This window comes from Ancylobacter sp. (assembly GCF_965249975.1).
Lineage (GTDB): Bacteria > Pseudomonadota > Alphaproteobacteria > Rhizobiales > Xanthobacteraceae > Ancylobacter.
Genome location: NZ_CBDFNE010000018.1, coordinates 127,346 through 139,880, shown reverse-complemented (window position 1 = coordinate 139,880; position 12,535 = coordinate 127,346). Strand labels below are relative to the sequence as shown.

9 protein-coding genes and 2 riboswitches are annotated in these 12,535 nt (G+C 69.0%); of the genes, 3 read left to right on the top strand and 6 right to left on the bottom strand.

Features of this window, described 5'->3' with window-relative positions; all coding sequences use genetic code 11:
* Positions 1–116: 116 nt before the first annotated feature.
* Together ACP2AH_RS13635 and ACP2AH_RS13630 are read right to left on the bottom strand one after the other, a co-directional pair.
* Positions 117–1,565, bottom strand: a complete 1,449-nt coding sequence (locus tag ACP2AH_RS13635) for a GH1 family beta-glucosidase (RefSeq protein ID WP_425106298.1) — start codon at positions 1,563–1,565, stop codon at positions 117–119.
* Between the two features lie 44 nt (positions 1,566–1,609).
* Positions 1,610–2,947: a GntP family permease gene (locus ACP2AH_RS13630; protein ID WP_425106297.1), complete on the bottom strand. Its 1,338-nt coding sequence runs from the start codon at positions 2,945–2,947 to the stop codon at positions 1,610–1,612.
* A 545-nt stretch (positions 2,948–3,492) separates the two neighbouring features.
* On the opposite strand from ACP2AH_RS13630, the gene ACP2AH_RS13625 reads away from it, so the two are divergent.
* Positions 3,493–4,899, top strand: coding sequence for a glycoside hydrolase family 5 protein (locus ACP2AH_RS13625; RefSeq protein ID WP_425106296.1), 1,407 nt, complete (start codon positions 3,493–3,495; stop codon positions 4,897–4,899).
* A gap of 10 nt (positions 4,900–4,909) precedes the next feature.
* The gene (locus ACP2AH_RS13620; RefSeq protein ID WP_425106295.1) at positions 4,910–6,424 is read left to right on the top strand and encodes a malonate--CoA ligase; all 1,515 of its coding nucleotides are present in this window, start codon (positions 4,910–4,912) and stop codon (positions 6,422–6,424) included.
* Positions 6,425–6,541: 117 nt separating this feature from the next.
* Here the strand turns inward: ACP2AH_RS13620 and ACP2AH_RS13615 are convergent, their stop codons facing one another.
* Together ACP2AH_RS13615 and ACP2AH_RS13610 are read right to left on the bottom strand one after the other, a co-directional pair.
* Positions 6,542–6,814 carry a metal-sensitive transcriptional regulator gene (locus ACP2AH_RS13615; protein WP_425107041.1) on the bottom strand — a complete coding sequence of 91 codons (273 nt, stop codon included), beginning with the start codon at positions 6,812–6,814 and terminating at the stop codon, positions 6,542–6,544.
* Between the two features lie 47 nt (positions 6,815–6,861).
* Positions 6,862–7,068, bottom strand: a complete 207-nt coding sequence (locus ACP2AH_RS13610) for a hypothetical protein (RefSeq protein WP_425106294.1) — start codon at positions 7,066–7,068, stop codon at positions 6,862–6,864.
* 9 nt (positions 7,069–7,077) lie between these two features.
* Here ACP2AH_RS13610 and ACP2AH_RS13605 point away from each other — a divergent pair, with 9 nt between their 5' ends.
* Complete coding sequence (locus tag ACP2AH_RS13605) at positions 7,078–9,363, top strand: heavy metal translocating P-type ATPase (RefSeq protein WP_425106293.1); 2,286 nt, start codon at positions 7,078–7,080, stop codon at positions 9,361–9,363.
* A 338-nt stretch (positions 9,364–9,701) separates the two neighbouring features.
* On the opposite strand, the gene ACP2AH_RS13600 is transcribed toward ACP2AH_RS13605, so the two are convergent.
* Positions 9,702–10,997: a D-amino acid dehydrogenase gene (locus ACP2AH_RS13600; protein WP_425106292.1), complete on the bottom strand. Its 1,296-nt coding sequence runs from the start codon at positions 10,995–10,997 to the stop codon at positions 9,702–9,704.
* 74 nt (positions 10,998–11,071) lie between these two features.
* Positions 11,072–11,193: riboswitch (glycine riboswitch) on the bottom strand.
* A 3-nt stretch (positions 11,194–11,196) separates the two neighbouring features.
* A riboswitch (glycine riboswitch) is annotated at positions 11,197–11,298 on the bottom strand.
* 279 nt (positions 11,299–11,577) lie between these two features.
* A complete protein-coding gene (gene nadC, locus ACP2AH_RS13595; RefSeq protein ID WP_425106291.1) occupies positions 11,578–12,441 on the bottom strand; it encodes a carboxylating nicotinate-nucleotide diphosphorylase in 864 nt (287 codons plus the stop codon).
* Positions 12,442–12,535 lie beyond the last annotated feature (94 nt).

Here is a 12,535-nt window from a genome sequence, read left to right as displayed (position 1 = left end):
CGTCGGCCCGTGAGCCGGCCATGCGGTTAGGTATCACATAGAAAGGGCCGTGGGGCACCCGCCGTCAAATGACCGACATATGTGTCGCGCGCATGTCGGTCTGTTAACAGGATACCTCAGGGCGCCGCAGCGCCGCTCTGCGTCTTCATCAGGCTGGACAGATAGCGCGCGGACTGCTTGAGCGTGCGCTGCTGGGTGGCGAAATCCACCCGCACCACGCCGAAGCGCCGGCGCTCGCCTTCCGCCCATTCGAAATTGTCGAGCAGCGACCAGACATAATAGCCCTTCAGCGCGCATCCCTGCGCGATCGCCTCGCCGGCGGCGACGAGATGCGCGCGCAGATATTCCGTCCGCTCCGGGTCCGCCACCACCCCGTCCACCGGCGCGGGGTCCTCATAGCAGGCGCCGTTTTCGGTGATGAACACCGGCGGGTTACCATAGGTGTCGCGCAGCCGGGCCAGCACCTCGACCATGCCCTGCGCGCTGATCGGCCACCCCAAAAGCGTCTGCGGCGTGTTCGGCGGCAGCGCGCCCCAGCTCGCCTGACCGAGAAAAGCGTTGGCGTCGTGGCGGATATAGGACGGCCCGTAATAGTTCACGCCGAGGAAATCGAGCGGGGCGCGGATTGTTTCCATATCGCCCGGCTGAACCAGCGGGGCGAAGGCCTCCGCAAACAGTTCAGGGTAGCGGCCATGGAACAGCGGATCGAGATTGATCGTGTTCCAGCAGGCGTCGAAGCGCGCGGCCGCCGCGATGTCGGCGTCGTCCTGCGAAGCAGGGAAGATCGGCTGCAGCGACAGCACCGTGCCGAGCTTGAGGTCGGGATGCAGCCCCTTCACGGCGGCGATGCCGGTGCCCTGGGCGAGGTTCTGGTGGTGTTGAGCCTTCACATAGCTGTCCCAGCCGGTGAGGCCGGGTGCGTGATTGCCAAAGCCATGGCCGAAAATGGCATGGACGGAGGGCTCGTTCAGCATCGCCCATGGCTTCACCCGGTCGCCGAGCCGCTGCACGGCGGCGCGCGCATAGTCAGCGAACCAGTTCGCCATATCGCGATTGTGCCAGCCGCCGCGTTCCTGCAGCGCCTGCGGCAGGTCCCAGTGGTAGAGGCAGGCCATGGGGGCGATGCCGCGCGCCAGCAGGCTATCGACCAGCCGGTCGTAGAAATCGAGCCCTGCCGCGTTCACCGCGCCGGTGCCGTCTGGCATCACCCGTGGCCAAGCGAGGGAGAAGCGATAGGCCTTGAAGCCGAGATCGCCCATCAGCGCCACGTCGTCGGCATAGCGGTGGTAGTGGTCGCAGGCGACATCGCCATTGGTGCCGTCGGCGATGCGGCCGGGCGTGTGGGAAAACACGTCCCAGATCGAGGGCCTGCGTCCGCCTTCCGCCACGGCGCCCTCGATCTGGTAGGCGGAGGTGGAGGCGCCCCAGACGAAATCCGTCGGCAGGCGCGGCGTGCCGGCCGGCGGCAGCGGCGCGGCGGCGGCTTGCGCGCGCGCGGTCAGCGGGAGGGCGGGCAGGCTGGCGGCGGCAAGGGCGGAGAGCAGCAGGTCACGGCGTCGCAGCATCGGCGCAGGTTCCTCGAACAGACAGTTCCTGAACGGGCGGTTCCTCAGGCGGTGGCCACCCGGACGGCGATGAGGCAGAGGAGGATCAGCCCGCCCTGCACCAGCGCCCCGCCGGAAAACCGCGCCAGAGCCGCCGGCGGGGTGAAGCGCCCGGCCCGCGTCACCAGCCAGAACAATCCGTCATTGATCTGCGGCACGGTCATGGCGCCGGCGCTCACCGCCAATGCGGCAAGAACGCGCCCCATCGGGTCGCCGAGGCCGAGCGGGGCGGCGAGTTCCATCATCATGCCGGCGCTCGTGATCGCGGCGACCAGCGACGAGCCTTGCAGGATCTTGATGGTGGCGGCGAGCGCGAAGGGCAGCACCAGCACCAGCGCGCCCGACGTGGGGGCGAGGGGAATGAGATATTCCGCCGTCATCTCCGCCATGCCGACATCCTGCGCCACCTTGGCGAGGCCGCCGGCGGCGCCGAGGATGAGGAGGAGAGGCGCCACCTTGGTCACCGCCCGCCCGGCCCAGCCGGCCTCGGAGAGCCCGGCTTTTTCCCAGCTCCAGCTCAGCAGCAGCAGCAGGCCGACGCCGGTGACCAGCAGCAGCGCCGGGCTGCCCAGCGCCAGGATGAAATGGCGGTCATTGCCGCCGCCGAAAGGTTCGGAGGCGATGTCGCCCAGCGCCTGCACGATCAGCATCGCCACCAGAACCAGGCTGACGACGAAGAGCGCCAGCGCCCCGCGCTGCGGCGCGTGCATCGTCGCGCCCGCGAGGCCGGCGGTGGTGTCGAGCGGGTTGGGCGCGCCGCTGGCGCAGCCCTTCGCCCACAGCGCACCGAAGGCCGCGGCGATCAGCGCCAGAGGCAGGCCGACGGCGGCCGCCAGCCCCCAATCGGCGCGCAGAATGGTGAGGCTCGCCAGCACGGTGGGGGCGGGGATCAGCAGGCCATGGCCGGCGGAAAGGGCGAGGCCCAGGGTGAGCGCCGAGCGCGGGCTGTCGCCGCCCATGCCGCGCCGCAGCGGGTTCAGCACCGCGAACGCCGCCGCCGGGGTGGAAGCCATGCCGCCGATCAGCCCGATGAGCGCCAGCGGGCCGGAGCGGGTGCGCCAGCCGCGCGCCATCTGCTGCAGCCGCGCCGTGGCGCCTGTCCCGTCGGCGATTTCCGCCAGCAGCGCGCCCGTCACCACGATGATGCCCAGCGCCGCCAGCGTCTGGCCGAAGCCGACGGAGAAGGATTTCACCACGAAGCTCAACGACCAGCCGACGCCCTGGTTGAAGGCGAAGGCGGCGAGCACCAGCGCGAGGAAGGGATGCACGCGCCCGCGCGCCGTCACCAGCGCGAACAGGGCCACGACGACAAGCAGGATGGCGGCGTAGAGGAGATAGGTCATGGAGGTCAGGGATCTGCCGGGGCGGGGAGGCGGGAGCCTCACGCTTAGCCTGCCGCGCGCGCGCTGTCACCGTGGCGGAAAGGGCGACGACGGCAAGGTGACCGCCGCGCCCCGCTACCGCCGGCCGCTCCGGTTTCGTCCACGGCGACTCCGCCACGGAACCCGAGCCTCTGAGAGGCCCGCTGACTTGCGCCGGCTTACTCTCGCTCGTTCGGCTTGCGGTTCGCCTTGTTCGCGGTGCCGGAAAAGGATACCCACACTGGGCGGAGAAATTGCCGTCCGCCGTGGGTGCGCCCCCGGAAGGAGGATGTGACGCCCTCCCTCCGCGTTCAAAACCGGTGTCGTGATGCCCAGATCGGCCGCGTGTCGCTCTCCCGGCCGCCGCCCGTCTGCCGGCGCCGGCCATGACCGGCCACCGACCTCAGAACCGCCAGCGATGCCCGCCGGGCGCCCGCCGCGCCATCCGGCTGCCGCTGCGCGGGATCGGCCTCATGCCTCCATGCGGGCCATTGCCGCCGCGCGCGGGCTTTACTAGGTTGCCGTCCATGATCCGCTGCGCTCTCCCCCTCGCCACCGCTCTCCTCTTTGCCGCCGCTCCCGCTCTGGCGCTGACCGACACGCCGGCGGCGCCGGCCGGTTCCGCCACCGCCGCCGCGCCGGCTGCGACCCCGCCCGCCAGCACCCCCGGCTTCATCCGGGCGGAAGGCACGCGCTTCGTCAATCCGGACGGGTCGACGTTCAATATCAAGGGCATGAGCTTCGGCAACTGGCTGCTGCCGGAAGGCTATATGTTCAAGTTCACGGTCCAGCGCTCGCCGCAGGATATCGAGGACGTGATCGAATATCTCGCCGGCCCGGAAGAGGCCGCGCGCTTCTGGAAGGATTTTCGCGAGGCCTATATCCAGGAAGAGGATGTCGCCTTCCTCGCCGCTTCCGGCTTCACCACAATCCGCGTGCCGCTGCACTGGAAGTTCTTCCTCGATCCGGCCAACCCCGACAAAGTGGACCCGAACGGCGAGGGCTGGGGCCGCATCGACCGGCTGGTCGGCTGGGCCAAGGCGCATGGCATCAAGCTCATCCTCGACATCCACGCCGCGCCCGGCGGGCAGACCGGCGTGAACCATGATGATGGCGTCGGCTACCCGCTCACCTTCTATGTCCCGGAATACAGGCGCCGTACGCTGACCATGTGGCGCGCCATCGCCGAGCGCTACAAGGACGAGACGGCGGTTCTGGGATACGATCTGCTCAACGAGCCGATCACCCCCTATCACGACACGGATTTCCTCAATTCACGGCTGGAGCCGTTCTATCGCGAACTGGTGGAGGCGATCCGCGCGGTCGACCCCAACCACCCGATCATGCTGGCGGGCGCGCAGTGGAGCACGAATTTCGACGTGTTCGGCAAGCCCTTCGCCGATAATCTCGGCTATACCTACCACATGTTCTGGGCCGGCCCGCAGCGCAGCTCGATCCAGAAATATGTCAACTTCGCCAATCGCTGGCAGGTGCCGATCTTCATCGGCGAGACCGGCGAGCTGAACGACGACTGGAACCAGAAATTCCGCACGCTCAATGAGCGCTTCGGCCTCGGCTGGAGCTTTTGGACCTACAAGAATCTCGACACGCCCTCCACCGTCGCCTCCATCAACCGCCCGCAGGGCTGGGACGCCATCGCCCTGTTCGGCAGCGTGCCGAAGAGCCAGTGGCCGACGATGGAAAAGCCCTCGCGCGAACAGGTGGCGGCGACGCTGCGCGACTACATCGCCAATGCGCGCTTCGCCAACACGACGATCCGCGCATCTTATGTCGCCTCGCTCGGGCTCAAGGCCACCTGTCCGCGCCTCGCGGGCGCGGCCCCCATCGCGCCTCAGACCGCCGCGCCGCCACCCGCCGCCACCCTCGCTACGGCGGGAGAGGCTTCGCTCGCCGCCGTGACCTCCTGCCCGTGATTGCCCGCTCATGACCAATCATCTGATCGACCGCCTGCGCGCCGGCGGCACCGACCCCTCCCGCGTCTTCGCCGAGACGGCGGACGGGGCCATCCTCACCTATGCCGAGCTCGACCGGCGCACGGCGCAATACGCGAATGCGCTGGTGGCCATGGGTCTCGCGCCCGGCGACCGGGTGGCGCTGCAGGCGGAAAAGAGCCTGGAGGCGGTGTTCGTCTATCTCGCCACGGTGCGGGCCGGCGGCGTATTCCTGCCGCTCAACACCGCGTACACGCCGCCCGAGGTCGACTATTTCCTCGGCGATGCCGAACCGGCGATCTTCATCTGCGATCCCACGGCGGAAGCGGTGCTGGCGCCCCTCGCCCGCGCCCGTGGCGTGGCGCAGGTGGTCACAATGGATGCGGGCGGGCAGGGCACGTTGCGCGCGGCGGCCGAGGCTTGCCGCACCACTTTCGAGAACGTGCCGCGCGGCCCGGATGACCTCGCCGCGCTGCTCTACACCTCGGGCACCACTGGTCGCTCCAAGGGGGCGATGCTGACCCATGAGAACCTCGCCTCCAATGCGCAGGCGCTGGCCGAGGCCTGGCACTTCACGCCCGACGACGTGCTGATCCACGCCTTGCCGATCTTCCACACCCACGGCCTGTTTGTCGCCATCAATGTGACGCTGGCGGCCGGCTCATCGATGATCTTCCTGCCGAAGTTCGACCCCGCGCGCATCCTCGCGCTCATGGGCCGAGCGAGCGTGCTGATGGGGGTGCCGACCTTCTATGTCCGGCTGCTGAAATCCCCCGAGCTCACGCCCGAGGCGGCAGCGGGCATGCGGCTGTTCATCTCCGGCTCGGCGCCGCTGCTGGCGGAGACGCACCGGGAATGGCGCGCCCGCACCGGCCACGCCATTCTCGAACGCTACGGCATGACCGAGACCGGCATGAACACCTCCAACCCCTATGAGGGCGAGCGCATCGCCGGCACGGTGGGTTTCCCGCTGCCCGGCGTGGAACTGCGCGTGGTGTCCCCCGAGAGCGGCGAGGTGCTCGGCACCGGCGAGATCGGCATGATCGAGCTGCGCGGTCCCAATATCTTCAAGGGCTATTGGCGCATGCCGGAGAAGACGGCGGCGGAGTTCCATGATGGCTGGTTCGTCACCGGCGATCTCGGCCTTGTCGGGCCTGATGGCTATGTGCAGATCGTCGGGCGCGGCAAGGACCTTGTCATTTCAGGCGGCTACAATGTCTACCCCAAGGAAGTAGAGACCGAGATCGACGCTCTGCCCGGCGTGATCGAGAGCGCGGTGATCGGCGTTCCCCATCCCGATTTCGGCGAGGGGGTGACGGCCGTGGTGATCGCCCGCCCCGATGCGGCGCTGGACGAGCAGGCGGTGGTGGAGGCGCTGGAGGGGCGGCTCGCGCGCTACAAGCTGCCCAAGCGCGTCATCTTCCCCGACGACCTGCCGCGCAACACCATGGGCAAGGTGCAGAAGAACCTGCTGCGCGAGCAGTACAAGGGGCTGTACGGGGGGTAAGGGGCACCCGTGTCCCGGACGCCTGAAGCGTCAGCGAAAGGCGAGCCGGGCGCCAGCGCAAAGCGTTTTAGCAAAAATCTCTCTGCGCCCGTGTTCAAGGCCGGGCAGCCCGCTCGCTCACCTGAGCTTACCGAGTACCTCGATCAGCTCGTCCACCTTGGTGCGCTGGGCGTCGGCGTCGCCGGACTGGATGGCGTGGGCGACGCAATGGGCGACATGGTCGCGCAGCACTTCCTCCTCCACCTTCTTTAGCGCCGCGCGGACTGCCGCCACCTGGGTGACGATGTCGATGCAGTAGCGGTCTTCCTCCAACATGCGCGAGAGGCCGCGCACCTGTCCCTCAATGCGGCTCAGGCGTTTCAGACAGGCGGTGCGGGTGTCGTTCTGCATCCTTGCCATATACCCTCATGGGGTATATATCGCAAGGGTCAAATACCTCATGGGGGTATAAGGAGGGCGCCATGGCAGCGAGCAATCACGGGCAGGCGGGCGACGGCGAGCCAGCGGGTCACGCGCCTGCCAAGGCCGGTGGCTGCTGCGGCGGACATGCCGCACGCGATCACAGCCATCATGACCACGCCCATCATGACCACGCTCACGCGCCCGCCCATCCGCATGATCACGGAGCGCAGGCCTCCCATCATGCCTCTCACATGGCCAAGGATCCCGTCTGCGGCATGGATGTCGACCCGCACACGGCGACGCTGAAGGCGGAGCACAACGGCATCACCTATTATTTCTGCGCGCAGGGCTGCCGCACCAAGTTCATCGCCAACCCGGAGAAGTATCTCGGCGACCGTGCGCCGGCCGAGCCGGTGCCGGAGGGCACGGAATATACCTGCCCGATGCATCCGGAGATCGTGCAGGTCGGCTCCGGCAGCTGCCCGATCTGCGGCATGGCGCTGGAGCCGATGCTGGTGAGCCTCGACGACGGGCCGAACCACGAACTCCTCGATATGACCCGCCGGTTCTGGATCGGCCTCGCCCTCACCGCGCCGGTCTTCGCGCTGGAAATGGGCGCGCATCTCATCCCGGCGCTGCACCACGCCGTGCCGCCGAATGTCTCGAATTGGGTGCAACTGGCGCTCGCCACCCCCGTGGTGCTGTGGGCGGGCTGGCCGTTCTTCGTGCGCGGCGCGCAGTCCGTGGTGACGCGCCATTTCAACATGTTCACCCTGATCGCGCTCGGCACCGGCGTCGCTTATCTCTACAGCCTCGTCGCGGTGCTGGCGCCCGGCCTGTTCCCGCCCGCCTTCCGCGGCGCGGACGGGGCGGTGGCGGTCTATTTCGAGTCGGCCGCCGTCATCACCGTGCTGGTGCTGCTCGGCCAGGTGCTGGAGCTGCGCGCCCGCGAGCAGACCTCCGGCGCCATCAAGGCGCTGCTCGATCTCGCGCCGAAGACTGCGCGCCGGCTCAATGACGATGGCAGCGAAGAGGAAGTGCCGCTCGCGGACATCGTGGTGGGCGACCGGCTGCGTGTGCGGCCGGGCGAGAAGGTGCCGGTCGACGGCACCGTGGTCGAGGGCCGCTCGGCGCTCGATGAATCGCTGGTCACGGGCGAATCCATGCCGGTCAGCAAGGGGGAGGGCGACGCTGTCATCGGCGGCACGCTCAACCGCTCGGGCGGGCTCGTCATGACCGCGGCCAAGGTCGGGCGCGACACGCTGCTCGCCCGCATCGTGCAGATGGTGGCGCAGGCGCAGCGCTCGCGTGCGCCGATCCAGCGCCTCGCCGATCAGGTCGCCGGCTGGTTCGTGCCGCTGGTGGTGGCCTGTGCCCTGCTCGCCTTCGCCGCCTGGGCGCTGTTCGGGCCGGAGCCGCGCTTTTCGCACGCGCTCATCGCGGCGGTGGCGGTGCTGATCATCGCCTGCCCCTGTGCGCTCGGCCTCGCCACACCGATGTCGATCATGGTCGGGGTCGGGCGCGGGGCGCAGATGGGCCTGCTGGTGAAGAACGCCGAGGCGCTGGAGCGGATGGAGAAGGTCGACACGCTGGTGGTCGACAAAACAGGCACGCTGACCGAGGGGCGCCCCGCGCTCACCGCCATCGTGACGCAGGAAGGTTTCGAGGAAGCGGAGGCGCTACGCCTCGCTGCCGCCGTCGAGCGCCCGTCCGAGCACCCGCTCGCCCATGCCATCGTGACGGCGGCGCAGGCGCGTGGCATCGATATCCCCAAGGTGCGCGGCTTCGATTCCCCCGTGGGCAAGGGCGCCTATGGGCTCATCGAGGGCAAGCGCATCGCCATTGGCAGCGCCGCTTTCCTGCGCGAGCTCGGGATCGACGCCGCTCCGCTGGAAGCCCGCGCGGATGAACTGCGCGGTGAGGGCGCGAGCGTCGTGCTGCTGGGCGTCAACGGCAAGCTCGCGGCGGCGCTCGCCATCGCTGATCCGGTGAAGGCGACGACGCCGGCCGCACTCTCCGCGCTGGCGAAAGAGGGCATCCGCGTCGTCATGCTCACCGGCGACAACCGGGTGACGGCGCAGGCGGTGGCCCGCCGGCTCGGCATCACCGAGGTCGAGGCCGAGGTGGCCCCCGAGGACAAGGCGGCAGTGGTGGAAAGGCTGAAGGCGCAGGGCCGCGTCGTCGCCATGGCTGGCGACGGGGTGAACGACGCGCCGGCGCTGGCGGCGGCCGATGTCGGCATCGCCATGGGCTCGGGCACCGACGTTGCCATCGAGAGCGCGGGGGTGACGCTGCTGCATGGTGACCTCACCGGCATCGTCACCGCTCGGCATCTGTCGCAGGCGACGATGCGCAACATCCGGCAGAACCTGTTCTTCGCCTTTCTCTATAATGGCGCCGGCGTGCCCATCGCGGCGGGCGTCCTCTACCCCGTCTTCGGCCTGCTGCTCTCGCCCATGGTGGCGGCGCTGGCCATGGCGCTGTCCTCGGTCAGCGTCATCAGCAACGCGCTCAGGCTCAGGGCTGTAAAGCTGTAGGGCGTCGCCAGCATCGCGCGCCCTCAGCCCCGGGCTCGACCCGGGGGTCCCGCTTATCCGTTCGGCCGCTGGGTGGCCGGGTCGAGCCCGGCCATGAGGGACGGGAATGCGAGATGCCGGTCCCGGTGTGCCTCGCGCTGACTTCCTCCGTTCGAGACATGCGGGCAGCGCCTCAACGCCCGCACATAAAAAACCGCCCCCGGCGTTCGTCCGGGGGCGGGGCGGGAGCCGGAAGGGTCGGCTCTCACAAGACCCGGAGCGGAAACGCGGACCGGGGCGGGGGTTCGGAAAACGGATGGTGCAGGCACCCCGCCGCGCGAGCGGCGAGCGCGGAAGCGTCACTCCGCGGCCATGCGCAGCATCGGGACTGGGGCTTCCACCGGCAGGGCATCGGCCACCTTGGCGGCGATGATCTCGGCGGTGGCGCAGGAGAGCGTCCAGCCCAGATGCCCATGGCCGGTGTTGTAGAACACGCCGGGCTTCTTGCCGGCGGCGACGCGCGGCATCATGTCCGGCATCATCGGCCGCAGCCCGGCCCACGGCACCACGCGGGCCGTGTTCACGCCGGGGAACAGCTTGCGGGTCCAGTCGACCAGCGGGCGGATGCGGTCGGCGCGGATGTCACGATTCTCGCCGTTGAACTCGGCGGTGCCGGCAACGCGGAAGCGGTCCTTGCCAAGGCGCGAGGTGACGATCTTGGTCTTGTCGTCGAGCAGGCTCACCCACGGCGCCGACGCCTGGCTTTCCTCGTCGTCGAGCATGACGGTGATGGAATAGCCCTTCACGGGATAGATGTTCACCCGGTCGCCGAGCCCGGCGGCGATGGCGCGCGAGCCGATGCCGGCGCAGACCACCGCGCCATCGAAGGCGAGCGTCTCGCGGCGCGGCAGCGCGTCCTCGGCGTCGGGGGCGATGGAGAAGGTCACCTCAACCCCGGTGCCGTCCTTGCCCGTGCCGGTGTGGGCGACGCGCTCGACACTCGCCTCGTTGATAAAGCGCACGCCCTGGCGCCGGCACACTTCCGCCAGCCCATAGGTGAATTTGTGGATGTCGCCGGTGGAATCGGACGGCGTGAAGAAGCCGCCATAGTACTTGCCGTGCAGCGTCGGCTCGATGACGCGGATTTCCTCCGGCGTCACCTCGCGCCGCTCCAGCCCGCCTCGGGCGTAGAGCGCGGAGACCTTGCGGGCGTTGTCCTGGGCTTCCTTGTCCCGGTAGATGTGCAGGATGCCGCGGGTCTCGTGGTTGAAGTCGATGCCCTCGCGCTTGGCGATGTCGAACATGTAGTTGCGGGCCTGAATGGCGAGACGGGTGGTCTCGACCGTGTTGGCCTCGTAGTTCGGGATGTTGGCGAGGAACTCGGCCATCCAGGAATATTTGTGCCAGGAGGGCTTGGGGTTCATCAGCAGCGGGGCGTCCGGCGTGAACATCCACTTGATGCCCTTGAGCACGGTGGCCCAGGAGTTCCACACCTCGGCATTGGAAGCGGAGAGCTGCCCGCCATTGGCGAAAGAGGTCTCCATCGCGCTGTAGCGTTGGCGGTCGATGACGGTGACGTCATAGCCCTTCTGGCTGAGGGCGTAGGCGGTGGTTACGCCGGTGATACCGGCGCCGATAACGGCAATATGGCGCATGGGTGGCTCCCGCGCTTGAGGACGACATGGCCCGAACGCGCGGTGCCCCGCTTGGCGTCCAGCCGGCTGTCCCCATCTGTCGCGGTACCTGAGAGCTCGCCCCGGGACCGACGGCGACGCCGTCACACCATCCCGGGCTTCCCCTTCGGTGGGCGTCCTACCCCGGGAAAACCCGGCGCGACGCCTCTCTCCAGATCGTCCTGATCATGCGGTCCTTGGTGCCTGAGAGTTTCCTGGGGGGTTGCTCCGTCGGCGCCGACGCTTATCCGGGAGGATGGTCGATCTCTCCCGCATGACCATTAGCAGACGCCTATATGCATCGCACAACGGCATGCCTTCTTCAAGTGCAGTCGCGCCCAATCGCGCCGAGTTGAGCCTGCGACCTTGGGAGGGGGAGGGTGGCGGGACGTGGTATTCCAGATGCCTGCAGCGTCAGCGCACGCGAGCCGGGACGGCACCTCACCTCTCCTCCCTCATGGGCGGGCCTGACCCGGCCACCCAGCATTCCCGGCGGCGCCGCGCGGAGAAGCTGGATCCCCGGATCAAGCCCGGGGATGAGGGCGCGAGGTGTTGAGGCCCTTCACACCCCCGCCGCATCCAGCCCAAGGTCGAGAATCGGCGCGGAATGGGTGATCCAGCCGACCGAAATCAGGTCCACTCCCGTCGCCGCGATCGGCCCCACCGTCTCGCGCGAGACGCGGCCGGAGGCTTCGGTGAGCGCACGGCCCGCCACCAGCGCCACCGCATCGGCGAGCATGGCCGGGGTCATGTTGTCGAGCAGCACCGCGTCGACCCCCTCCGCCATCGCCGCGTCGAGCTGCGACAGCGTGTCGACCTCCACCTCGATCTTCACCATGTGCCCGGCATGCGCCTTGGCCGCGCGGATGGCCGGCACCACGCCGCCGGCCACCGCGATGTGGTTGTCCTTGATCAGCACCGCGTCGTCGAGGCCGAAGCGGTGGTTGGAGCCGCCGCCCGCCCGCACCGCGTGCTTTTCCAGCGCGCGCAGGCCGGGCGTGGTCTTGCGGGTGCAGACGATGTGCGCCTTGCCATGCTGGCGGGCGATGGCCACCAGCCCCGCCGTCGCGGTGGCGATGCCGGACATGCGGCAGGCGATATTCAGCGCCGCCCGCTCGGCGGTGAGGATGGAGCGGGCGGAACCCTCCAGCCGCAGCACCACGTCGCCCGGCGCCACCTCGGCCCCGTCGCCGCGCTCGACCGTGACCTTCAGCGCCGGGTCAATCAGCTCGAAGGCGATCACCGCCGCGTCGATGCCGGCGATCACGCCGTGCTGGCGCGAGCCGATCACCGCCTCGAACCGCGCACCGGCGGGAATGCAGGCATCCGTCGTCACATCGCCGGCGCGACCGAGATCTTCCAGCAGCGCGGCGCGCATGATCGGCTCGATCATCAGGCGGGGGAGGGGAGGGAGGGCAGATAGCATCGCTCGGCTCGCTTCACATTCAAGGCCCCTCAGGACCGGGCTTGACCCGGCCACCCAGTCATCTGGATCCCCGGTCGGGACCGGGGATGAGGGT

Coding starts and splice junctions, on each gene's coding strand:
- nadC (WP_425106291.1), bottom strand. CDS start 12,441: ATGCTATCTGCCCTCCCTCCCCTCCCCCGCCTGATGATCGAGCCGATC.
- ACP2AH_RS13605 (WP_425106293.1), top strand. CDS start 7,078: ATGGCCAAGGATCCCGTCTGCGGCATGGATGTCGACCCGCACACGGCG.
- ACP2AH_RS13610 (WP_425106294.1), bottom strand. CDS start 7,068: ATGATGGGAGGCCTGCGCTCCGTGATCATGCGGATGGGCGGGCGCGTG.
- ACP2AH_RS13630 (WP_425106297.1), bottom strand. CDS start 2,947: ATGACCTATCTCCTCTACGCCGCCATCCTGCTTGTCGTCGTGGCCCTG.
- ACP2AH_RS13635 (WP_425106298.1), bottom strand. CDS start 1,565: ATGCTGCGACGCCGTGACCTGCTGCTCTCCGCCCTTGCCGCCGCCAGC.
- ACP2AH_RS13600 (WP_425106292.1), bottom strand. CDS start 10,997: ATGCGCCATATTGCCGTTATCGGCGCCGGTATCACCGGCGTAACCACC.
- ACP2AH_RS13625 (WP_425106296.1), top strand. CDS start 3,493: ATGATCCGCTGCGCTCTCCCCCTCGCCACCGCTCTCCTCTTTGCCGCC.
- ACP2AH_RS13615 (WP_425107041.1), bottom strand. CDS start 6,814: ATGCAGAACGACACCCGCACCGCCTGTCTGAAACGCCTGAGCCGCATT.
- ACP2AH_RS13620 (WP_425106295.1), top strand. CDS start 4,910: ATGACCAATCATCTGATCGACCGCCTGCGCGCCGGCGGCACCGACCCC.